The sequence below is a fragment of the Lentzea sp. NPDC004789 genome (assembly GCF_053601075.1).
Window position 1 is genome coordinate 397,021 of sequence record NZ_JBSGBE010000005.1, and the last position, 20,587, is coordinate 417,607.

The following is a 20,587-nucleotide window of genomic DNA, read 5'->3' on the forward strand; positions in this document are numbered from 1 at the left end:
GCGTGCGGCGTGGGCGGGGCTTTGGTGTCGGGTGCCGTGTGTGAGCCGGTCATGGACAGGGATGTCCAGGCGGCGGGTCGTCGTTCACCGCAGTGACGACGTTGGGCAGGTAGGTGCTGAACCGCGCGCGAACGTTGATGCGGAACATTTCCTGCGCGGCCCCCGGACTCGGGTAGTCCATGAGGTTGGTGGCCGCGGCGGCGTCCGACAGGAGGTCGCGCAGGCGTGTCTCGGACACCGCCGTGCCGGTGGCCGGATCCGGTCCGACCGTCAGCCAGGTCGGCTGCCAGTCGCTCGCGACGACGTTGTGCCGGTTGCCGATCCAGATCCGGCAGTTGTAGGCGACCCGGTACCCCGTGGTCCCGGCCGGGAGCGGGCGTGGCCCGTACATGCCGCGGGCGTCTATCCGGAACAAGGTCCTGGACGGCAACCCCAGCCCGGTGAGCGTGCGGTACACGCTGCGGGTGACGCCGACGTTGCGCTGCACCGAGATGTGGCCGGCGACGGCGCGGTTGCCCGCGGTAGCCTGAAGGCTCAGCAGTCCCCGTTCAGCGGGGGCGGCTGAGGGCAGGCGGTGTGCCCGCGGGCTGGGCTTCTCCTCCGGCAACCGTTCGCGCATGGCAGGCCTCCGCTGCCGAGGATGACGAGCGGTACCGGCACGCGTCAACGCCGATGAGTGCGGGTGACGATGCCCTTGCGGCCGCCCGAAAGGGCATCGTCCGGCGGTGTCCGCCATATTCGCGTCGACCGCTCAAGTCAATGGGGCGGTTCACCGTCGGCCGCGCGTGCGCGGTGGTGGCCGCACACGTGGTGCGGTCCATTGATCGGCTCCTAACCTCGGTGCCGTCCTGCCTGCGACGACGGAGGCGAGCACATGCGGTGGAGCAACGCGTTCCTGGCACTCGCGGCGGCCACGGGCCTGGCCGCCGCGTCCCTGTCGACGTCGGTCGCGGCGGTTCCGCCGCCGCAGACCGGCACGCTCGGCAAGCACGACATCACCGGCACCTACGTGAGCGGGGTGTCGTCGGGCGGCTACCTGGCCAACCAGCTGCACGTCGCCTATTCCAGCGTTTTCCAGGGCGCGGGCATCTTCTCCGCCGGTGCCTACGACTGCGCGCAGAACAACGTCAACACCGCCCTGTACGCGTGCATGGACACGTTCCAAGCCCGCAAGACGCCGGCCGAACTGGAGCAGCTGACCCGCAACCGCGCGGCGGCGGGCACCGTCGACCCGCCGCAGAACCTGTCCGGTGATCCCGTGTGGCTGTTCCACGGCACAGCCGACCAGACCGTGGACCGGGCGGTGAACGACGATCTCGCCACGTACTACCGCGACTTCGGCGCGCGCGTGGTCTACGACAACAGCAGTGCGGCCGGGCACGCGTGGGTCAGCCCGATCGGCCCGAACAGCTGCGGTGCCACGTCTTCGCCGTACATCAACAACTGCGGGACGGCCGATCCGGTGAAGGAGATGCTCACGCACCTGTTCGGTCAGGTGAACCCGGCCGCGGCCGGGGTGTCGGGCAGGCTCGTCCAGTTCGACCAGGGCCTGTACGTGCCCGGCGGGAACCCGGCGGCGGTCAGCATGGGGCGTGAGGGTTTCGCTTACGTGCCAAGGGCGTGCGACAGCGGGCCGTGCAAGCTGATGGTGACGCTGCACGGGTGCTACCAGTACTACGGCCTGGTCGGGAACGCGTTGCTGGACAAGAGCTATCTCAACGAGTACGCCGACACCAACAACATGATCGTGCTGTACCCGCAGGCCACCACGATGACGGGCAACCCGCGCGGCTGCTGGGACTGGTGGGGTTACCAGTCCGCCCAGTACCCGCTCAAGTCCGGTCCGCAGATGACCGCCATCGTGAACATGGTCAAGGCGCTGAGCACCGGAGGGCCGACCACGCCACCGGTTCCGGACTGCGTCACCGCGAGCAACTACGCCCACACCACCGCCGGTCGCGCCTACGCCTCGTTGGGGCAGACCTACGCGTTGGGCTCGAACCAGCCCCTTGGCCTGTGGAACACGTTCACGACCAGCAGCATCCGGCAGACCTCATCGAACTACTGGGTGAAGTGCTGATCGTCGGCGGTCGCGGCCCGGGCGAGCGCGGCGACGGTCTCCTCCAGGCCTCGCTGCACCTCGTCGCCCTGCGCCTCCCGCACGCTGTGCAGGCTCACCGTGATGCGCGACCGGTCCGGCGCCAGCTCCTCGATCTGCAGCTCGCCGTGGTAGTCGTCCGGACCCTCGGCACCCCATTCGAGGCGCCGCCGCCGCGGGTCCGGCCGCACCCACGCCTCGCCGTCCACGTGGTGGCCGTGCACCTCGGCCTCCACGTGCACCTGCTCGCCGCCCTCCGGCTCGGCGGCGGTCATCTGCGGGAAGTAGCGGGGGAGGTTCCTGGGCTCGGCCAGGAAACCGAACAGCGTGTCGGCCGCGATGTCGGCCTCGGCCGTGTGCGTGTAGGTCGTCATGGGACGCGGGGTACCCGATCGGCGGCCGCGGCGAACTGCGGGACGTCGCGCGTGCGGGCCGCGCGTTCGTGCCACCCGCGCTGGTCACGCCGGAACACCGGGTCGACGAACGCCCCGAGCGCGAAGAACGCCACCACGACCAGGTCCAGCCGGCCGAGATCGACCAGCGGTGACACGACGGTCGCGTAGGTCAGCAGGCCGGTCGCGCCGAGCAGTTCGCGCAACGCCAGCCGGGCCGGGTCGGCGCGGGAACCGTCCTCGGCGCGGATCCGGTAGCGCATCAACCACCCGCCGACCGTCCACCCGCCCGTGACGGCCGGCAGCACGACGCGCATCGCCGCCAGCACGCACAGGGCCCAGCGCGGATCGGAGTGCAGCACCAGCTTCGTGAACGAGAGCACCAGCACGAGCTCGGCGGCCAGGCCGAGCAGCCGGCGCGGCACCGTCACGGTCCCTTCCGGCGCGGTCGCGTCGTCGGACGACGGCACCCTGGGCACTACCAGCGCGGCGGGCGCGAGCATCCACCCCACCAGGGCGCCGGCGGTGTTCGAGATCAGGTCGTCCACGTCGGCGATCCGGTACGGGCACGGGTAGAAGCCGAGGTTTCCGGTGTACTGCACGACTTCGACGGCCAGCGAGAGACCGAACCCGATGGCGATCACGGCGAGCGGCCCCTTGCCGTACGCCTTGCGCAGCACCACACCGAGCGGGACGAACAACGCCACGTTGAACAGCTGCTGCAGGAACACCTGCGACCGCACCATCGCGGCGATGCCGTACCGCCCGTTGGCCGCCAGGTTGTTGTTCATGTCGGTGACCCACTGGAACGGGACCGTGGACAGCATCTGCTCGCCGTGGCACGTCCGGGCCGGGTCGTCGGGGAACGGGAGGAAGATCAGCGCCAGCGCAACGAGCCCGTAGGCCAGCAGCCCGTACAGCACGAACGCCCGACGCGGTTCCACGCGGCCGAACCGAAGGTAGTGCAACAAGACCAGCGGGATGAGCACCAACAGCCCGATACCCACGAACGCCAGGAATCCGGTCCGCGCGGAGTCCCAGTACGACGCCATCATGAGCGGTCCAGTGCCCGTTGGCGTCCCCTCCCCAAACCAGGTGAGGCGAAGATCCATCGGACGGACCACGCGGATGGCGCCGGTCGGTGTCCCCCGAGCGAGCTACCGGCAGATGTCCACCGCGTGGTGACGATTTCCCGCCGCGAAGCCCATAACTTTCAGCGCGACGTCTCACGGGAGGAATGATCATGCGCCTGTTGTGGCAGCTCGGTGCGGTTGTGCTGATGGCCTTCGCCGGTAGTGCGGCCGTCGGCCTGATGCAGTGGAACGCCCCGCTCACGCTGGTGGCCGGCCTGGCGGTGGCCGCGGCGTCGCTGCTCGTGTACGCGCGGGTGGTGCGGTGGACCGAACGGCGGGAACCGGCCGAAGTGGCCGTGCGGGGAGCGCGCGCCGCGTTCGGACGAGGGGTGCTGATCGGTGGCGGGATGTTCACCGCCGTGATCGCGACCATCGCGCTGTTCGGCGGCTACGAGGTTCATGGCTGGGGTTCCGCGGCAGGAGCGGTGGCGCTGCTCGGCTTCCAGGCCGCCGCCGTCGTCGCGGAGGAGCTGATGTTCCGCGGCGTGCTCTTCCGCCTGGCCGAACGCCGGCTCGGCACATGGGTGTCGCTCGCGCTCACCGGCCTGCTGTTCGGCGCGGCGCACCTGTTCAACCCGCACGCCACGGTGTGGAGCGCGCTCGCCATCGCGATCGCGGGCGGTTTCATGCTCGCCGCCGCCTACACCGCCACGCGCAACCTGTGGGTGCCGATCGGCGTGCACTTCGGCTGGAACTTCGTGCAGGGCGGCGTTTTCGGCGCCAGCGTCTCCGGCACGGACGCTCCGCGCGGCGTGCTGGACGGCGTGACGTCCGGCCCGCTGCTGATCGGCGGCGGCGAGTTCGGCCCGGAGGCGAGCGTGTTCTCGGTGCTGGCGGGCGTGGTGGTGACGATCGCGTTCCTGCGGCTGGCACGGCGCCGCGGCACCGTCGTGCCCTTCCGCCGCCGGTCCACCCCGACGGCTACGCTCACCGCGTGATCCGGCAGATCGCGGAGCTGTGGCGACGGTCGGGCGTCGTGGTCCGGGACGTCCCCATCGCGCTCGCACTGGCACTCGCCTCGCTGGTGCCCGCGCTGCAGCACCGCGGCACGCAGCTGGGCGACCTGCCGAGCCGCCCGATGGACACCCTCGCCGTGGCCGTGATCGCGCTGGAATGCCTGCCGCTGGTCGTGCGCCGGCGGTGGCCGCTCGTCAGCCTCGCCCTGGTGTCCGCCGGGTTCGCGGCCGACCAGCTCCTCGGCTACCACTCGGTCGCGGGCACCGCGCTGCCCATCGCACTGCTGAGCACGGGCCTGCACCTCGGCCACCACCGGCGCACCATCGCGGTGCTCGCCTCCGCCGCCTACGTGCCGCTGGCTCTCGCGCTCGACCGGCAGGGCTCCGGTGAGGGCGTGGCCGGGTTCGTGACCTTCTACCTGGCGCTGGCCGCCGCGTGGGTGATCGGGGCGTGGCTGCGGCTGTCCAGGTTCGCCGAGGAGGAGCGCCGCCGGCACGTGGCCGAGGCGACGCGCCTCGCGGAACGCACCCGCATCGCGCGAGAGCTGCACGACGTCGTCACCCACCACGTGACGGCGATGGTGGTGCAGGCGGAGGCGGCGCGGTACCTGACGTCCGCGCCGGACCGTCTCGACCAGACGCTGACGGCGATCACCGACACCGGCCGCAGGTCCATCGCGGACCTGCGGCACCTGCTGGATCTGCTGAACCCGGACCACGGCGTCGGTTCGCGCGTCCCTGCCGCCGCCGATGGGCACGTCGCGTCCGCCGGCGACCTCGGCGTGCAGCCGATCGGTGACCTGGCCACGCTGGTGGAGCAGACCAGGCAGGCCGGGCAACCCGTCGAGCTCGTCGAGGAGGGCGCGCCGGTGCCGAGCAGCGCGAAGGTGGTGGCGTACCGGGTGGTGCAGGAGGCGTTGACCAACGCCCTCAAACACGCGCATGGCAGGCCGACGACAGTGCACGTCCGGCACGGCGAAGGCGAGATCGTGGTGGAGATCCGCACCGAAGGCACGAGTTCGTTCGCCTCACCGGGTGGCAGCGGGCGGGGGCTCGACGGGCTGCGCGAGCGGGTCGCCCTGCTCGGCGGCGAGTTCCGCGCGGACCGGCGGGACCGCGCTTTCGTGGTGCGGGCGAGGATTCCGGCGTGACGACACGGGTGCTGGTCTGCGACGACCAGGCGCTGATCCGCACCGGGTTCGCGACGATCATCGACGCGCAGCCCGACCTCGAGGTGGTCGGCGAGTGCGGCGACGGGCGCGCGGCGGTCGACCTGGCGGCGCGGCTGCAGCCGGACGTGGTCGTGATGGACGTCCGGATGCCGGTGCTCGACGGCATCGAGGCCACCCGGCTGCTGGCGGGCGCCGGCGTCGCCAGTCCCGCGAAGGTGCTCGTGGTGACGACGTTCAACCTCGACGAGTACGTGTACGAGGCGTTGCGCGCGGGCGCCAGCGGGTTCCTGCTGAAGGACGCGCCGCCCACCCAGTTGCTGCACGGCATCCGCACGGTCGCGGCCGGCGCGGCGTTGCTCGCACCCGAGGTGACCCGGCAGCTCGTCGGCCGGTACGCCGAACGCATCCGGCCGGCCGGCGCACCGCGGGAGGCGCCGCTGACCGCGCGGGAGCTGGAGGTGCTGCGCCTCATCGCGGAAGGCCTGTCCAACAGCGAGATCGCGGCCGCGCTGGTGCTCAGCCACGAGACGGTCAAGACGTACGTGTCGCGCATCCTCACCAAGCTGGACCTGCGCGATCGCGTCCAGGCCGTCGTCTACGCCTTCCGGCACGGCCTGGTGGTCTGACTCAGCGCCCGTGGATCACCGTCAGCGCGTGCTCGCGCGCGGGGGCGCTCAACGTGCCGTTGAGCTCCTCGAACAACGCCTCGGCCGTCACGCCGTTCCACCCGGGCGGCAGCAACGACAGCGGTAGGCCGGGATCGCTGTAGGGCAGCCGCCGCCACTGGGTCAGCATCGGCACGTACAGCTGGAACGCCTGCTCCGGCGACCCCGTCGGGAGCGCTTCGAGCACGGGCCGATGGCGGCGCACGAAGTCCGCGTACAGGTCGGCCAGCTCGTCCAGGTCCCACCAGGACCGCACCTTCGACCGCAGGTCCCCGAACGCGAAGTGCTGCCCGGTGAAGATGTCCACGTACTCGGCCAGGCCGCGGCGTTCCAGGGTGCGGCGGGTCTCGGTGGCGAGGTTGCCCGGCGCCACCCACACACCCGGCGCGGCGGTGCCGAAACCGAGCTGGGTCAGGCTGGTGCGCAGCTCGTGGCGCTTCTCGCGTTCCGACTCCGGCACGGAGAACACGACCACGAGCCAGCCGTCCTCGGTGGTCGCGCGGCGGCGTTCGAAGATCCGCGCGTCGCCCTCGGCGAGCGTTTCCAGGGTCTGTTCGGACAGGGCGTAGCCGGCGGCGCCGTCGCGGCGGTCGCTGCGGACCACGCCGCGGCGCTTGAGGCGGGAGATCGAGGACCGGGCGGCCTGGCCCTCCACGCCGAGGTCCGCCATGAGCTGCACGACGGACGCGACGGAGAGCCAGTTGTCCTCGCCCCGCGCGTAGAGGCCGAAGATCGTGACGATGAGCGGGCCGAGCCGGTCGCGTCCGGCCGCCGGTTCTGTGGTCAGCGCGACGTTCAGTGCCCTGCTCCTTGTCAGCCGAGATCGGTCAGGGTGACAGTGTTGCGCAGCTCGCCCAGCCCGCTCACGCGAGTCACCACGACGTCGCCGTCGTCCAGGAAGACCTGCGGCTCACGGGCGTTGCCGATGCCGCTGGGCGTGCCGGTGAGGAGCACGTCCCCGGCGCGCAGGGTCATGCCGTGGCTGAGCTCGGCGATGATCCGGGCGAAGGGGAACGCCATCTGCGCGCTGGAGGCGTTCTGCCGCAGCACGCCGTTGACCTCGCATTGCACCTGGAGATCGGTCAGGTCGACCTCGTCCGCTGTGGTGATCCACGGGCCGAGCGGCATGGTGGCGTCGATGCTCTTGCCCTTGAGCCACTGTCCTCCGTGCGCGCGTTGGAGATCGCGTTGCGAGACGTCGTTGGCGACCAGGAGACCGAAGACGTGGTCGAGCGCCTTCTCCTCCGGGATCGACCGGCCGTCGCGGCCGATGACCAGGGCGATCTCGGCCTCGTAGTCCCACTTCGAGGAGATCCGCGGGTCGTAGGCGATGTCGTCGGTGGGGCCGATGACGGTGTCCGGGCCCTTGGTGAAGAACGTCGGGCGTTCCGGCGGGGACGCGGGATCCTGTCCGTCGCGCCTGCCCTTCGACTCCTCGAAGTGGTCGAGGTAGTTCCAGCCGGTGCACAGCACGTCGCGGTTGAAGCGGTGCAGCGGTGCCTCCAGCCGGATGCCGGACAGCGGCAGGACCTCACCTCGCTCGCCCGTCGGGCCGCCGCGGACGATGTCGTCCACAGTGGACGGCAGCAAGGTGATCGTCTGCTCGGTCACGTCCACGACACCGGCGCGGCGAACCCCGTCGACGACGACGGCAGCGAGCTTCACTATCGCGTCTTCATTTCGCTGATCATGAAACCGCTATTTCTGGATCACGCGCTCTTGCGGGATCACCGCGACCCCGAGGATCTCGATCAGGGCCTCGGGCTGCCACAGCGCCGTGCAGCCGATGCCGGCCATGGCCGGGTAGACGGGTCCGGCGAGCTCGCGCCACACCTCGCCGATCTCCTTGCCGTGCGCCTGGTAGCCGGGGATGTCGGTGAGGTAGATCGTGATGCTGACCAGGTCCTCCGGTTCGCCGCCCGCCTCGCGCAACGTGGTCAGCACGTTGCCGAACGCCTGGCGGAACTGCTCGACGATGCCGCCGGGGACGATCTTCATGTCCGCGTCGAGGGCGGTCTGGCCACCCAGGTACAGCGTGGTGCCGGCGAGCGTGCCGTGCGAGTAGCCGCTCGGCTTGGGCAGGCTGGCTGGGTTCACCGCTACGGGCCTCATGAGTATTGACAATATCTGACGACGGTGAAGAATGCGATATATGGAGCCTGACCTCGGCAAGTACCGCCTCGAAGGCGACAATTCGATGTACCGGCTGCCCAGCGGACTCGTCGCGCCGGTGGTCACGCGCGGTGGCATGGAGAACCCGGACACCGCGAACTCCGGTGGCGCGATCCGGGTCTCGGGCGTGAGCATTCAGCACACCCCGGCCACGAAGCTGTGGTTCGGCAAGGTCACCAACGAACCCGGCTACCGCTCCGTCACCCACCACCACGGCGAGGCCGAGACCGGCGGGTACGTCCTGTCCGGCCGGGCGCGGATCTACTTCGGCGAGAGGTTCGAGGACTACGTCGACATGGAGGAGGGCGACTGGGTGTTCGTGCCGCCGTTCATGCCGCACATCGAGTGCAACCTGTCGCGCTCCAAGCCGCTCACGTGGATGACGACGCGCACGCCGGAGAACATCGTCGTCAACCTGGCCGACGTGCCGGACGAGGACCTGCGCGACTGGCTGAGCCGATGACCTCGGCCGTCTTCACGGACGCGATCAGGCTGGAGAAGGCCGATCCGGAGCACTTCGACCTGGCGTTCACGGCCGTCACGCAGCCGTGCCCGTGGCCCAAGGCGTACGGGGGAGATCTCGTGGCCGCCGCGGCCGCCGCCGCGATGCGGTCGGTGACCGACGGCAAGACGCTGCACTCGATGCACAGCTACTTCCTGCGTCCGGCCGACATCGGCGCCCAGGTGCGCTACGAGGTGGAGCTGCTGCGCGACGGACGCGGCTACAGCACCCGGCAGGTCCGCGGCTACCAGAACGGCAAACCGCTCTACGTCTGCCTCGCGAACTTCGCGGCCGGCGAGCCCGGCGGCAGCTTCGAGGCCGAGTTCACCGACGACGTTCCCGGCCCGGAAACCCTGCCCAGCTCGGAGGAATACCTCGCCGGCCGCAGCGGCGGCACGATGACCGAGGGCTCGAAGGCCTACTGGTCCGGTGGCCGCGGCTTCGACATGCGGCACGTGCCCGGTCCGGTCTACCTCTCGGTCGAGGGCGAACGGGTGCCGCACCAGGCGGTGTGGCTCAAGCCGTTCGACCCGCTGCGCCCGGTCGACGGGCTGACCGACGCCCAGCGCGACCTGGCCGCACTGGCGTACATGTGCGACTACACGATCCTGGAGCCGGTCCTGCGGGTGCTCGGCCTGCCCTGGGCGCAGCCGGGACTGGTCACCGCGAGCCTCGACCACGCCATGTGGTTCCACCGCCAGGCGCCGGTCGGCGACTGGTTGCTGTACGTGCAGGAGGCCGTCGCCGCCGACGGCGGGCGCGGTCTGGGTCACGGGCGCTTCTTCACCCGCGACCGGCGTCACCTCGCCACCGTTGCCCAGGAGGGCATGATCCGCGCTTCCTGACCCGCCGCCCGCGGAAGGACTGACCATGGACACCTTCGCTCGCGACCACCTCCCGCCCGCCGCGCTGTGGCCGACGATCGAGTTCACCACGCCCGAGCTGCAGTACCCGCAACGCCTCAACGCCGCCGGTGAGCTGATCGACGTGGCGGTGTCGCGGTTCGGGCCGGACCGCCCGGCGCTGCGCACGCCCGCCGGTGAGATCTGGTCGTACGGCGAGCTGCGCCGGCGCTGCGACCAGGTGGCCGAGGTGCTGACCGAGGACTTCGGTCTCGTGCCGGGACAACGGGTGCTGCTGCGGTCGCCCAACAACCCGTGGACGGTGGCCGCCTGGCTCGGCGTGCTCAAGGCCGGTGGTGTCGTGGTGACGACCATGGCGGCGTTGCGTGCCCGCGAGCTGATGCCCATTGTGGAGCGCACCTGTCCGTCGATTGCGTTGGTGGACAACAGGTTCGTCGAGGACGTGCGCGCCCTGCCGTCGCTCGCGGTGGTGCCGTACGACGACCTCGTGGCACGCGCCGGGACCAAGCCGGGGGAGTTCACCGCCGTGGACACCGCGGCCGACGACGTGGCGCTGCTGGCGCCGACGTCCGGGAGCACCGGCTCGCCGAAGATCACCGTGCACTTCCACCGGGACGTGCTGTCCATCGACAACACCTTCGGCCGGCACGTGCTGCGGTTGCGCCAGGACGACCTCGTCGCCTGCACCGCGCCGTTCGCGTTCACGTTCGGCCTGGGCATGCTCGTGGTCTTCCCGCTGCGGGCCGGTGCCTGCGCCCTGCTCACCGAGGCCGCCACGCCCGCTCAGGTCGCGGAGTTCGTGGAACAGCAAGGGGTGACGGTGCTCGCGACGGCGCCGACGGCGTACAAGGCGATCCTGCGCGACGGCGTCGAAGGCAGGCTCCGCGGGTTGCGCACCGCGGTGTCGGCCGGTGAGCACATCCCGCTGGAGACCTGGCTGCGGCTGGAGGAACGGCTGGGGCTGCGGGTGATCGACGGCATCGGTGCCACGGAGTTGTTGCACATCTTCATCTCCGCCGCCGGTGACGACATCCGGCCCGGTTCGACCGGCAGGCCCGTGCCCGGCTACCGCGCCACCGTGCTCGGTCCCGACGGCGAGGAGCTCGGCCCCGGTGAACCCGGACGGCTGGGTGTGATCGGCCCGGTCGGCTGCCGCTACCTCGACGACGCCCGCCAGAAGGACTACGTCGTGGGCGGGTGGAACGTCACCGGCGACGTCTTCCACCGCGACGAGGACGGCTACTTCCACTACCACGCGCGCAGCGACCACATGATCGTCTCGTCCGGCTACAACATCGGCGGCCCCGAGGTCGAGGAGGCCATCGACAGCCACCCCGACGTGCTGGAGTCGGCCGTCGTCGCCAAGCCCGACGAGGAACGCGGTTCGGTCGTGTGCGCGTTCGTGGTGCTGCGGGACGGCGTGACGGGCGATGCCGCGAAGGCCAGGGAGATCCAGGACCACGTGAAGCGGACCATCGCACCCTACAAGTACCCGCGCGACGTGCGGTTCCGGACGTCGTTGCCGCGCAACGCGAGCGGCAAGCTGCAGCGGTTCGCACTGCGCCAGATCGTCGAGGAGGAAGCGCGGTGAAGATCGCTGTCGTCGGCGGCGGCCCCGGTGGGTTGTACTTCGCCGCGCTGATGAAGCAGCTCGACCCGGCGCACGACATCACCGTGTGGGAACGCGACGCACCGGACGTCACCTTCGGGTTCGGCGTGGTGTTCTCCGACGAGACCCTCGGCGGCATCGAGAACGCCGACCCGGAGTTCGCCGAGGCCATGTCGTGCCGGTTCGCCCGGTGGACCGACATCGACATCCACTACCGCGGTGCGTGTCACACCGTCGGCGGGCAGGGGTTCGCCGCGATGAGCCGCAAGGACCTGCTCGGCCTGCTGCAGCGGCGGTGCCGCGATCTCGGCGTGGTGGTGCACTTCTCGACGCCCGCGCCCGACGCCGCGCTGCTGTGCGGCTCGTACGACCTGGTGGTCGGCGCGGACGGCGTCAACTCGCTGGCCCGGCAGTCCTTTTCGGACGTTTTCCGGCCGATGCTGGACTGTCGGCGCAACAAGTACATGTGGCTCGGCACGGATCGGGTCTTCGAGGCGTTCCAGTTCTTCGTCAAGGACACCGAGTGGGGGACCGTGCAGGTCCACGGCTATCCCTACTCCGACAGCGGTTCCACGTTCATCGTCGAGATGCACGAGGACGTGTGGCGCCGGGCCGGTTTCGACACCGGTGAGGAGTTCCCGCCGGGCGTCTCCGACGAACGGGCCGTCGCGCGGATCCGCTCGTTGTTCGCCGAGGAGCTGGCGGGCCACGAGGTGTTCGCCAACAACTCGAAGTGGCTGAGCTTCACCACCGTGCGCAACGAGCGGTGGCACCACGGCAACCTCGTGCTCGTCGGCGACGCCGCGCACACCGCGCACTTCTCCATCGGCTCCGGCACCAAGCTCGCGATGGAGGACTCGCTCGCCCTGGCCGCCTGCCTGCACGAACACCCGGACGTGCCGGCCGCGCTGACGGCCTACGAAGCCGAGCGCCGCCCGGTCGTCGAGTCCACCCAACGCGCCGCGCAGGCGTCGCTGGAGTGGTTCGAGAACATCGGCATGTACACGGCCCAGGAGCCGACCCGGTTCTGCTTCAACCTGCTCACGCGGTCCCGCCGGATCACCTACGACAACCTCCGCACCCGCGACCGCGAGTTCGCCGACCGCGTCGACGCCGCTTTCGCGGCCTCCCAGGGACTTCCCGGCCCGGCCCCGGCGATGTTCCAGCCGTTCCGCCTGGGACGGCTGGAGCTGAAGAACCGCGTGATCGTCTCGCCGATGGACATGTACTCGGCCGTCGACGGCGTGCCGGGCGACTTCCACCTGGTGCACCTGGGTTCGAAGGCCATGGGCGGCGCGGGTCTGGTGATGACCGAGATGGTGTGCGTGTCGCCGGAGGGCCGGATCACGCCCGGCTGCACCGGTCTGTGGAACGACGAGCAGCGCGACTCGTGGGCGCGGATCGTGTCGTTCGTGCACTCGCGCAGCACCGCCCGCATCGGCCTGCAGCTGGGCCACTCCGGCCGCAAGGGCTCGACCCGCCTGATGTGGGAGGGCATGGACGAACCGCTGCCCGACGGCTGGGAGGTCGTCGGCCCGTCACCGCTGCCGTACGGACCGGGATCGGCCGTCCCGCGCGCGCTGGACCGCGACGACCTGGACCGGATCACCGCGTCGTTCGTCGCCGCCGCCCGGCGTGGCGCCGAGGCGGGGTTCGACCTGCTCGAACTGCACTGCGCGCACGGCTATCTGCTGTCGTCGTTCCTCTCGCCGATCGCCAACCAGCGCACGGACTCGTACGGAGGCTCGCCCGCCAACCGGCTGCGATACCCGTTGGAGGTGTTCGACGCCGTCCGCGCGGCATGGCCGTCCGAGCGACCGATGATCGTGCGCATCTCCGCGATCGACTGGGCGGAGGGCGGCAACACCGAGCACGACGCCGTGGAGATCGCCCGCGCGTTCATCGCCCACGGCGCGGACGCGATCGACGTGTCCTCCGGACAGGTCACGGCGGACGAGCACCCGGCGTTCGGCCGCTCCTACCAGACCCCGTTCGCCGACCGGATCCGGCACGAGGTCGCGGCGAACACCGGCACGGCGGTCATCGCGGTCGGCGCCATCGCCTCGTACGACGACGTGAACTCGATCCTGCTGGCGGGCCGGGCGGACCTGTGCGCGATCGGCCGGACCCATCTGTACGACCCGCACTGGACCCTGCACGCGGCGGCCGAACAGGACTACCGCGGGGCCGAGTGGCCCGTCCAGTTCCGGGCGGGCAGCCGTAAGCCACCGAGCGCGCGCACCGATGCCGTGCGGCCGCGATTGTCGTTGGTGCGGGCGGAGGATGTGGACCGGAACGTCCACGTGCGGTGGCGGCCGCACAGCCTGCTCAGGACGTGAGGCCGAGCAGGCTCGCGGCCACCGCCGCCTGCCCGAGGCTGATGCCACCGTCGTTCGGCGGCACCAGCCGATGCGTCAGCACCCGGAACCCGCTGCGCCGCAACCCGTCGACGACCCGGTTCAGCAGCAGCGAGTTCTGGAACACGCCCCCGGACAACGCCACCGACCCCAGCCCGGTCTCCTCCCGCGCGACCTCGCAACACCTCACCACCGCGGCGGCCACCCCGTTGTGGAACCGGGCGGCGACCACGCCCGGTGAGATCCCGGCCAGCCGGTCGGCGACCAGGGCGCGCAGCAGGTCCGAGCCGTGCACCACCATGCCGTCGGTCCGCGCCGGATAACCGTCCACAACGGACGGATCGGCGCGCTGCTCCAGCTCGGCCGCCGCCTGCCCCTCGTAGGTGATCACGTCCCGCACGTCGAGCAACGCGGCCGCCGCGTCGAACAGCCTGCCGGCGCTGGAGGTCAGCGGCGCGTTCACGGCGTTGCGCGCCATCGCCACGACCGTTCCCCACTGGGCATCGTTGCGGTGCGCCACCGGTGCCGCGACGTCGGGCAGGTACGCCGCTGCCATCCGCCACGGTTGCCGGATCGCCGCCGCACCGCCGGGCATCGGTACCGGTGCGAGGTGCCCGATCCGCTGGTAGGAGACGAGGTCGGCGAGCAGGAACTCGCCGCCCCAGATCGTGCCGTCCGGTCCGTAGCCGGTGCCGTCGAACGCGACCCCGATGACCGGGCCGGTCTCGCCGTTCTCGGCCAGGCAGGACGCGAGGTGCGCGTGGTGGTGCTGCACGGGGACCAGGCGGACGCCGGTGAGGTCGGTGGCGTACCTGGTGGAGCGGTAGTCGGGGTGCAGGTCGTGCGCCACCACCCGCGGCGTGATGCCGAACAGGCGCCGGAAGTGCTCGACACCTCTGGTGAACGCGGCGAAGGTCTCGTGGTTCGCGAGGTCGCCGAGGTGCGGTGACAGGAACGCGTGCTCGTCGCGGACCAGGCAGAAGGTGTTCTTGAGGTCGGCACCGCAGGCGAGCACCGGCCGCGGGCTGCGCACGGGCAGCGCGATCGGTTCGGGGGCGTAACCCCTGGCGCGGCGCAGCACCCGGCCGGCGCGCAGCACCGAGTCGTCGGCGGGGGAGCGGATCGGGCGGTCGTGGGTGAGCACCGCGTCGGCCACGCCCGACAGCGATCGGGCGTGCCGGTGGGCGATCGGCTCGTCGGTGACGTTGCCGCTGGTGAGCACGATCGGTTCGGCGAGCTCGCGCAACAGCAGGTGGTGCAACGGGGTGTAGGGCAGCAGCAGGCCCAGTTCGTTCGTTCCCGGCGCGACCGCGTCCGCCACGGGTGCGTCCCCGCGGCGGGGCAGCAGCACGATCGGGTGGCGGGCGTCGATCAGCGCCGCCAGCCCGGCGTCGTCCACCTCGCACAGCGCGGCCGCCTGCCGCAGATCGGCCGCCATCACGGCGAACGGCTTGTCCGGACGGTGTTTGCGGGCGCGCAGCACGGCCGCTGCGGTGGGATGCCCGGCGAGGACCGCGAGGTGGAAGCCGCCGAGGCCCTTGATCGCCACGACCTGGCCGTCGGCGAGCCGGGACACCGCCTCGGCCAGCGGGTCGGTGCTCTCGCCGAGCGCCAGGCGCGGTCCGCAGTCTCGGCAGCACGTCGGTTCGGCGTGGAAGCGCCGGTTCGCCGGATCGGTGTACTCGGACCGGCAGGCCGGGCACATCGGGAAGCGCAGCATGGTCGTGCGCGCCCGGTCGTACGGCATCGCGCGCACGATGGTGTACCGCGGGCCGCAGTGGGCGCAGTTGACGAACGGGTACCGGTGGCGGCGGTCGGCCGGGTCGAACAGCTCGCGCAGGCAGTCCGCGCACGTGCCGATGTCCGCGGGCACCAGCGTGGCGCGCGGTCCGCCGGTCCGGCTGGTGGTGATCTCGAACCCGGTCAGGCCGCGCACCGGGCAGTCGGTCACCTGGACCCGGTCGACGCGCGCCCGCGGGGGCAGGTCGCGGGGCAGTGCCGTGAGGAACTCCGCCACGTTCTCGGGCGCGCCCTCGACCTCGATGAACACCCCGGCGACGTCGTTGCCCACCCGGCCGGACAACCGCAACCGGGTCGCCAGCCGGTGCACGTAGGGCCGGAAACCGACCCCCTGCACGACACCGGCGACCCGGAGGTCTCTGCCGACCGGCGCGCTCACGCCCCGGCCGCCCCGAGCAGCGCGGCCACGGCCTCGTCCCAGCTCGTGAACGCGTGCTCGGACCTGAAGCGCTGCAAGGAGTCCATCGTCTCCTGCCGCACCCGCAACCACGCGCTGCCGGGGAAGTGCAGGTTGACCGCCTCGCGCCACACGGCCACCGGCAGGGAGAAGGACTCCTCGTTGCTCCACGGCACCTGCTGGACCCGCAACCTGCCGTCACGGGAGCAGAAGACCGTGCCGCTGAACAACAACAGCAACGGGATCGAGCCCGCGTCGAGCGCGTTGAAGTACTTGGTCGAGGCGATCTCCAGGTCGTAGCTGCACGGCACGTCGAGGTCGACGAGGGTGCTGCCGGTGAAGCCGGGCACCATCGTCGACAACGTCGCGAACGACACGGGTTTGAGGGTGCGCGTCCAACGGCCGGTGTCACCGAACAGGTCAACCAGCCGCCGTGCCTCTTCCGGCGAGTAACGGCGGCGGTGCGGCTCGATGCGGATCTGGCAGCGCAACGCCATCGCGTCGACCGGCTCGCCGGAACCCTGGGTGATGCGCAGCCGCAGCGTGACCGCCGGCGCCGCGGTGTAGGGGTTGGCCTGTGCGCCAACGCATTCGAAGTCCAGCAGCTTCATGACACAGCCCGTGCCCTGTCCTTGATCTCGGCGAACAGCTCGTCGATGTGGTCGTGCAGGAGGCCACCGCCGTCGAGCCCGGTCCAGTACCGCCGGACGGTGCCCACGAGCCGGTAGCAGGCGTCGATCGGCACGAGGAAGCAGTCGGCGCCGTTCCCGGTGCGGCGGAACAGGATCGCCTCGACGTCGGACTCGGCGATCGTCAGCAGGGGATGGGCGGCGGCCAGCTCGAACCACACGCGTGCGTCCAGCGCGCGTTCGGTCGCCCCGGCCGGGCTCGGGTGGAACACCGTGACACCGGTGTCCGTGCGCAGCAGGAACGCCGCGTCGACCGGGATGCCGAGCGCCTCCCACTCCTGGGCGGAGACCGGTCGTCCCGGATCCGCCAGGTACCGCTCCGGCACGGCCCGGTACCTCGCCCGATGCGCCCGGTGCCGGGTGAACAGCAGGAAGCACGCGCGGCAGGCGCACATCAACGCGCGGCGGTGGACGTCCACCACGTGCCCGTGCCGGGACGCGACCGGGGTCGCGCACATCTCACACCGTTCCAGCTGCTCCAGCTGCTCCTGCGGCGTGCCCGGTAAGCCGGTGAAGCGGTGCAGGCCCTGGCGGTTCACGACGCCACACCCCATCCGGGCGGCGGGCCGACGCCGATCTGCAGCAGCGCACCGGCCGTGGTGATCTCGACGCTCGTGACCTCGGGCGCGGCGGCGAGCACGGCCTGTTCGGCGATCCGCGCCAGTGCCGCCGAACCGCATCCGTCCGCGGTGAGCCGCAGCCGTGCCACACCGCCGCCGGTGCCCAGGAGCTCGACGTCGGGCAGCCCGGCCAGCGCCCGGCGGATCCGGGTGTCCGGGTCGTCGGGATGCAGGTCGTGCAGCAGAAGAAGACTCCTCACCAGGTCGTCCGCGGCGATCCGGCCGAGCAGCTGCGCGTCGTGCTCCCGGACGATGGCCACGACGCGGGCGAGCCCGGTGCCGTAGAGGCCCATGAGCTCGCGCACGAGTTCTTCCGCGGTTTCCCGGTCCTCGCCGGACCGCAGGGCGGCGAGCAGTTCCTCGACCCGGTCACCGGTGGCCTCGACGCCGGTCACGACGCACCGGCGAAGGCGTGCGGGGTGTGAATCTTGGTCAGCGTCCTGCCCGCGCCGATGGACATGTGGACGCCGCAGGGCATGCACGGGTCGAAGCTGCGGATCGTGCGCATGATGTCGATGCCCTTGAAGTTCTCCTTGGTGTTCTCCTCGAAGATCGGCGTGTTCTGCACCGCGTCCTCGAACGGTCCCGGCGTGCCGAAGGTGTCGCGCACGCTCGCGTTCCACGGCGTCGGCGGGTACGGCTGGTAGTTCGCGATCCGGCCGTCGCGGATGACCATGTGGTGCGAGAGGCCGCCGCGCACCGCCTCGGTGAAGCCGCAGCTGAACGCGTCGTCCGGCACGGTGAACTCAGACCACGTGTCGGTGCGCCCGCCGCGGACCTCGGCCAGTGCCCGGTCGCAGAAGTGCAGCGCGAGCGCGGCGGTGCAGGCCTGGAAGTAGGTGCGGGCGCGGTTGCGCTCGATCGCGTTGCTCCACCGCGGGATCCGCCACTCGAAGGTGGCCTCGGGCCTGGTCATGGTGCGCGGCAACGTGATCCGCACGCTGTGCCCGGTGGCCTCCACGTGGTCGGTGCGCACCAGCCCGGCCAGCGCGGTGGTCCACAGCCGGGCCAGCGGTCCGCCGCCGGTGTCGAGCGGCAGGTGGTCCTCGCCGTCGAACCAGCGCGGCGACATCGTCCACGAGTACCGGTCGCCGAAGTCGCGCTTGCCGGGCCGGGGGATCGTGTGCTGGTTCCACGGGTGGCGCGCGTCGACCGGGTTGCCCAGCTCGTCGTGGGTGACGAACCTGTCCATGCCCTCCCAGTCGTCGTAGAACGACGAGCCGAGCAGGATCCGCATGCCCAGGTTGATGTCGACCAGGTCGGTGGTGACGAGCTCGCCGTCCACGACGATGCCGGGCGTGATGAACATCCTGCGGCCCCACGACGTCATGTTCCGGTAGGTGAAGTCGCAGTGCTCCGGGTCGTTGAGGCCGCCCCAGCACGCCAGCAGGACCCGGCGCCGGCCGACCTCCTCGTAGCCGGGCAGCGCGGCGTAGACGAAGTCGAAGAGGTCGTCGTGCATCGGCACGACCTTCTTCATGAACTCGACGTAGCGCATCAACCGGGTCAGGTAGTCGGTGAAGAGCTGCAGCGTGGCCACCGTACCGACCCCGCCGGGGTACAAAGTGGACGGATGCACGTGCCTGCCCTCCATCAGGCAGAACATCTCCCTGGCCTGGCGGGAGACCTGCAGCGCCTCGCGGTAGAACTCGCCCTCCAGCGGGTTGAGCGACCGCATGATGTCGCCGATCGTGCGGTAGCCGTGCACGCCGGCGTGCGGAGACTCGGTGCGGTTGGCCAGGTCGAGCACGCCGGGGTTGGTCTCGCGGACCATCTTCTCGCAGTAGTCCACCCCGACCAGGTTCTCCTGGAAGATGTTGTGGTCGAACAGGAACTCGGCGGCCTCACCGAGGTTGATGATCCACTCGGCGAGGTGCGGCGGTCGGACGCCGTACGCCATGTTCTGCGCGTAGACCGAGCAGGTCGCGTGGTTGTCGCCGCAGATCCCGCAGATGCGGCTGGTGATGAAGTGCGCGTCGCGCGGGTCCTTGCCCTTCATGAAGACGCTGTAGCCGCGGAAGATCGACGAGGTGCTGTAGCACTCGACGACGCGCCGCTGGGCCCAGTCGATCCTGGTGTGGATGCCGAGACTGCCCACGATCCTGGTGATCGGGTCCCAGGTCATCTCGACGAGATCGGTGTTCTTGGCGGTCATGGTGCTACCGGGTTCGCTGCCTTCGTTCTGACGTCCCGCAGGACGCGGATGGCGGTGCCGGTCAGGGTTCTGGCCGGTGCGGGGGTGGTGCCGCCGAGCGGGTGCTCCATGAACGGCATGAACTTGTCGGGGAAGCCGGGCATGGTGCAGGCGATGCAGATGCCGCCGACGTTCGGGCAGCCGCCGATGCCGTTGATCCAGCCGCGCTTGGGCACGTTGCAGCGCACCACCTGGCCCCAGCAGCCGAGCTTGACCAGGCACTTCGGCGAGCCGAACCGCTGCGCGAAGTCGTCCTGCTCGTAGTAGCCGGCGCGGTCGCAGCCCTCGTGCACGGTCGTCTCGAACAGCCACCTCGGGCGCAGCGCCTCGTCCAGGTCGATCATCGGCGCGTTGCCCGCGACCTGGTAGAGCAGGTGCAGGATGGTCTCGGAGAGGTTGTCCGGCTGCACGGGACACCCCGGCACGACCACGATCGGGATGCCGTCCTTGGACCGCCAGTCCCAGCCGAGGTGGTCCGGCACGCCCATGGCCCCGGTCGGGTTGCCCTCCATGGCGTGGATGCCGCCGTAGCCCGCGCAGGTGCCGACGGCCAGCACCGCGGTGGCCTTGGGCGCCAAGCGGTCCAGCCACTCGGTGGTGGTGATCGGCTGGCCCGTGACGGGATCGGTGCCGAAGCCGCACCAGAAGCCTGCCGGCTTGTTGGTCTCGTCCGGCACCGACCCCTCGACGACCAGCACGAACGGGTCGAGCTCGCCGCGGTCGGCCCGGTGCCACCACTCGATGAAGCTGTCCGCACCGGCGCTCGGTCCGCTGTCGAAGTCGAGCAACGGCCAGTGCATCGCGACCTTCGGCAGACCGGGCAGGCCGCCGAGGACGATCTCCTCGATGCTGGGCTGGGTCGCGGCGGTGAGCGCCACCGAGTCGCCGTCGCAGCCGAGACCGCCGTTCATCCAGAGGACGTGCACCACCGGTTCGGCCCTGGTCATCTCAGGACACCTCCACTGGGG

20 protein-coding genes are annotated in these 20,587 nt (G+C 70.9%); 8 read left to right on the top strand and 12 right to left on the bottom strand.

Annotated elements, in window-relative coordinates:
- Positions 1 to 49: 49 nt before the first annotated feature.
- The gene (locus tag ACWEIJ_RS14760) at positions 50 to 619 is read right to left on the bottom strand and encodes a hypothetical protein (protein ID WP_449837677.1); all 570 of its coding nucleotides are present in this window, start codon (positions 617 to 619) and stop codon (positions 50 to 52) included.
- Between the two features lie 255 nt (positions 620 to 874).
- On the opposite strand from ACWEIJ_RS14760, the gene ACWEIJ_RS14765 reads away from it, so the two are divergent.
- Positions 875 to 2,080, top strand: coding sequence for an extracellular catalytic domain type 2 short-chain-length polyhydroxyalkanoate depolymerase (locus tag ACWEIJ_RS14765; protein WP_449837678.1), 1,206 nt, complete (start codon positions 875 to 877; stop codon positions 2,078 to 2,080).
- On the opposite strand, the gene ACWEIJ_RS14770 is transcribed toward ACWEIJ_RS14765, so the two are convergent.
- Together ACWEIJ_RS14770 and ACWEIJ_RS14775 are read right to left on the bottom strand one after the other, a co-directional pair.
- Positions 2,062 to 2,472, bottom strand: coding sequence for an SRPBCC family protein (locus ACWEIJ_RS14770; RefSeq protein ID WP_449837679.1), 411 nt, complete (start codon positions 2,470 to 2,472; stop codon positions 2,062 to 2,064). The two genes, ACWEIJ_RS14765 and ACWEIJ_RS14770, sit on opposite strands and share 19 nt — an antisense overlap.
- Entirely contained in the window at positions 2,469 to 3,545 is a 1,077-nt protein-coding gene (locus ACWEIJ_RS14775; protein WP_449837680.1) for a VanZ family protein, read from the bottom strand. The genes ACWEIJ_RS14770 and ACWEIJ_RS14775 overlap by 4 nt, the downstream gene beginning before the upstream one ends.
- Positions 3,546 to 3,733: 188 nt before the next feature.
- On the opposite strand from ACWEIJ_RS14775, the gene ACWEIJ_RS14780 reads away from it, so the two are divergent.
- The 3 genes from ACWEIJ_RS14780 to ACWEIJ_RS14790 are packed head-to-tail and all read left to right on the top strand — an operon-like array spanning position 3,734 to position 6,377.
- The gene (locus ACWEIJ_RS14780; RefSeq protein ID WP_449837681.1) at positions 3,734 to 4,561 is read left to right on the top strand and encodes a CPBP family glutamic-type intramembrane protease; all 828 of its coding nucleotides are present in this window, start codon (positions 3,734 to 3,736) and stop codon (positions 4,559 to 4,561) included.
- Positions 4,558 to 5,730 (top strand): sensor histidine kinase, encoded by a 1,173-nt coding sequence (locus tag ACWEIJ_RS14785; protein ID WP_449837682.1) that lies wholly within the window; start codon positions 4,558 to 4,560, stop codon positions 5,728 to 5,730. The genes ACWEIJ_RS14780 and ACWEIJ_RS14785 overlap by 4 nt, the downstream gene beginning before the upstream one ends.
- Positions 5,727 to 6,377, top strand: a complete 651-nt coding sequence (locus tag ACWEIJ_RS14790; protein WP_449837683.1) for a response regulator — start codon at positions 5,727 to 5,729, stop codon at positions 6,375 to 6,377. Before ACWEIJ_RS14785 ends, ACWEIJ_RS14790 begins: the two co-directional genes overlap by 4 nt.
- A gap of 1 nt (position 6,378) precedes the next feature.
- Here ACWEIJ_RS14790 and ACWEIJ_RS14795 read toward each other — a convergent pair whose 3' ends face one another.
- The 3 genes from ACWEIJ_RS14795 to ACWEIJ_RS14805 are packed head-to-tail and all read right to left on the bottom strand — an operon-like array spanning position 6,379 to position 8,528.
- A complete protein-coding gene (locus ACWEIJ_RS14795; RefSeq protein ID WP_449837778.1) occupies positions 6,379 to 7,233 on the bottom strand; it encodes a PaaX family transcriptional regulator in 855 nt (284 codons plus the stop codon).
- Positions 7,230 to 8,081, bottom strand: a complete 852-nt coding sequence (locus ACWEIJ_RS14800; protein ID WP_449837684.1) for a fumarylacetoacetate hydrolase family protein — start codon at positions 8,079 to 8,081, stop codon at positions 7,230 to 7,232. The genes ACWEIJ_RS14795 and ACWEIJ_RS14800 overlap by 4 nt, the downstream gene beginning before the upstream one ends.
- Before the next feature lie 33 nt (positions 8,082 to 8,114).
- Entirely contained in the window at positions 8,115 to 8,528 is a 414-nt protein-coding gene (locus tag ACWEIJ_RS14805; protein WP_449837685.1) for a RidA family protein, read from the bottom strand.
- A 40-nt stretch (positions 8,529 to 8,568) separates the two neighbouring features.
- On the opposite strand from ACWEIJ_RS14805, the gene ACWEIJ_RS14810 reads away from it, so the two are divergent.
- From ACWEIJ_RS14810 to ACWEIJ_RS14825, 4 genes are read left to right on the top strand one after another with little or no spacing between them, the layout of a single operon-like run.
- A complete protein-coding gene (locus ACWEIJ_RS14810) occupies positions 8,569 to 9,051 on the top strand; it encodes a cupin domain-containing protein (protein ID WP_449837686.1) in 483 nt (160 codons plus the stop codon).
- A complete protein-coding gene (locus ACWEIJ_RS14815; protein WP_449837687.1) occupies positions 9,048 to 9,935 on the top strand; it encodes an acyl-CoA thioesterase in 888 nt (295 codons plus the stop codon). The genes ACWEIJ_RS14810 and ACWEIJ_RS14815 overlap by 4 nt, the downstream gene beginning before the upstream one ends.
- 25 nt (positions 9,936 to 9,960) lie before the next feature.
- Positions 9,961 to 11,544, top strand: coding sequence for an AMP-binding protein (locus ACWEIJ_RS14820; protein WP_449837688.1), 1,584 nt, complete (start codon positions 9,961 to 9,963; stop codon positions 11,542 to 11,544).
- Positions 11,541 to 13,901 carry a bifunctional salicylyl-CoA 5-hydroxylase/oxidoreductase gene (locus tag ACWEIJ_RS14825; protein ID WP_449837689.1) on the top strand — a complete coding sequence of 787 codons (2,361 nt, stop codon included), beginning with the start codon at positions 11,541 to 11,543 and terminating at the stop codon, positions 13,899 to 13,901. Before ACWEIJ_RS14820 ends, ACWEIJ_RS14825 begins: the two co-directional genes overlap by 4 nt.
- Here ACWEIJ_RS14825 and hypF read toward each other — a convergent pair.
- From hypF to ACWEIJ_RS14855, 6 genes are read right to left on the bottom strand one after another with little or no spacing between them, the layout of a single operon-like run.
- The gene (gene hypF, locus ACWEIJ_RS14830; protein ID WP_449837690.1) at positions 13,891 to 16,098 is read right to left on the bottom strand and encodes a carbamoyltransferase HypF; all 2,208 of its coding nucleotides are present in this window, start codon (positions 16,096 to 16,098) and stop codon (positions 13,891 to 13,893) included. The genes ACWEIJ_RS14825 and hypF overlap by 11 nt on opposite strands.
- Positions 16,095 to 16,727 carry a DUF6084 family protein gene (locus ACWEIJ_RS14835; RefSeq protein ID WP_449837691.1) on the bottom strand — a complete coding sequence of 211 codons (633 nt, stop codon included), beginning with the start codon at positions 16,725 to 16,727 and terminating at the stop codon, positions 16,095 to 16,097. Before ACWEIJ_RS14835 ends, hypF begins: the two co-directional genes overlap by 4 nt.
- Complete coding sequence (locus ACWEIJ_RS14840; protein WP_449837692.1) at positions 16,724 to 17,344, bottom strand: DUF5947 family protein; 621 nt, start codon at positions 17,342 to 17,344, stop codon at positions 16,724 to 16,726. The genes ACWEIJ_RS14835 and ACWEIJ_RS14840 overlap by 4 nt, the downstream gene beginning before the upstream one ends.
- Positions 17,341 to 17,820, bottom strand: a complete 480-nt coding sequence (locus ACWEIJ_RS14845; RefSeq protein ID WP_449837693.1) for a NifU family protein — start codon at positions 17,818 to 17,820, stop codon at positions 17,341 to 17,343. Before ACWEIJ_RS14845 ends, ACWEIJ_RS14840 begins: the two co-directional genes overlap by 4 nt.
- Complete coding sequence (locus ACWEIJ_RS14850) at positions 17,817 to 19,580, bottom strand: nickel-dependent hydrogenase large subunit (protein ID WP_449837694.1); 1,764 nt, start codon at positions 19,578 to 19,580, stop codon at positions 17,817 to 17,819. The genes ACWEIJ_RS14845 and ACWEIJ_RS14850 overlap by 4 nt, the downstream gene beginning before the upstream one ends.
- The gene (locus ACWEIJ_RS14855; protein ID WP_449837695.1) at positions 19,577 to 20,566 is read right to left on the bottom strand and encodes an NADH-quinone oxidoreductase subunit B family protein; all 990 of its coding nucleotides are present in this window, start codon (positions 20,564 to 20,566) and stop codon (positions 19,577 to 19,579) included. Before ACWEIJ_RS14855 ends, ACWEIJ_RS14850 begins: the two co-directional genes overlap by 4 nt.
- Between the last annotated feature and the right edge of the window lie 21 nt (positions 20,567 to 20,587).

Excerpts from the sequence above, each read along its gene's own strand:
- ACWEIJ_RS14770 (WP_449837679.1), bottom strand. The coding sequence starts at position 2,472 with ATGACGACCTACACGCACACGGCCGAGGCCGACATCGCGGCCGACACG.
- ACWEIJ_RS14820 (WP_449837688.1), top strand. The coding sequence starts at position 9,961 with ATGGACACCTTCGCTCGCGACCACCTCCCGCCCGCCGCGCTGTGGCCG.
- ACWEIJ_RS14775 (WP_449837680.1), bottom strand. The coding sequence starts at position 3,545 with ATGATGGCGTCGTACTGGGACTCCGCGCGGACCGGATTCCTGGCGTTC.
- ACWEIJ_RS14855 (WP_449837695.1), bottom strand. The coding sequence starts at position 20,566 with ATGACCAGGGCCGAACCGGTGGTGCACGTCCTCTGGATGAACGGCGGT.
- ACWEIJ_RS14815 (WP_449837687.1), top strand. The coding sequence starts at position 9,048 with ATGACCTCGGCCGTCTTCACGGACGCGATCAGGCTGGAGAAGGCCGAT.
- ACWEIJ_RS14760 (WP_449837677.1), bottom strand. The coding sequence starts at position 619 with ATGCGCGAACGGTTGCCGGAGGAGAAGCCCAGCCCGCGGGCACACCGC.
- ACWEIJ_RS14805 (WP_449837685.1), bottom strand. The coding sequence starts at position 8,528 with ATGAGGCCCGTAGCGGTGAACCCAGCCAGCCTGCCCAAGCCGAGCGGC.
- ACWEIJ_RS14765 (WP_449837678.1), top strand. The coding sequence starts at position 875 with ATGCGGTGGAGCAACGCGTTCCTGGCACTCGCGGCGGCCACGGGCCTG.
- ACWEIJ_RS14780 (WP_449837681.1), top strand. The coding sequence starts at position 3,734 with ATGCGCCTGTTGTGGCAGCTCGGTGCGGTTGTGCTGATGGCCTTCGCC.
- ACWEIJ_RS14810 (WP_449837686.1), top strand. The coding sequence starts at position 8,569 with ATGGAGCCTGACCTCGGCAAGTACCGCCTCGAAGGCGACAATTCGATG.
- ACWEIJ_RS14835 (WP_449837691.1), bottom strand. The coding sequence starts at position 16,727 with ATGAAGCTGCTGGACTTCGAATGCGTTGGCGCACAGGCCAACCCCTAC.
- ACWEIJ_RS14850 (WP_449837694.1), bottom strand. The coding sequence starts at position 19,580 with ATGACCGCCAAGAACACCGATCTCGTCGAGATGACCTGGGACCCGATC.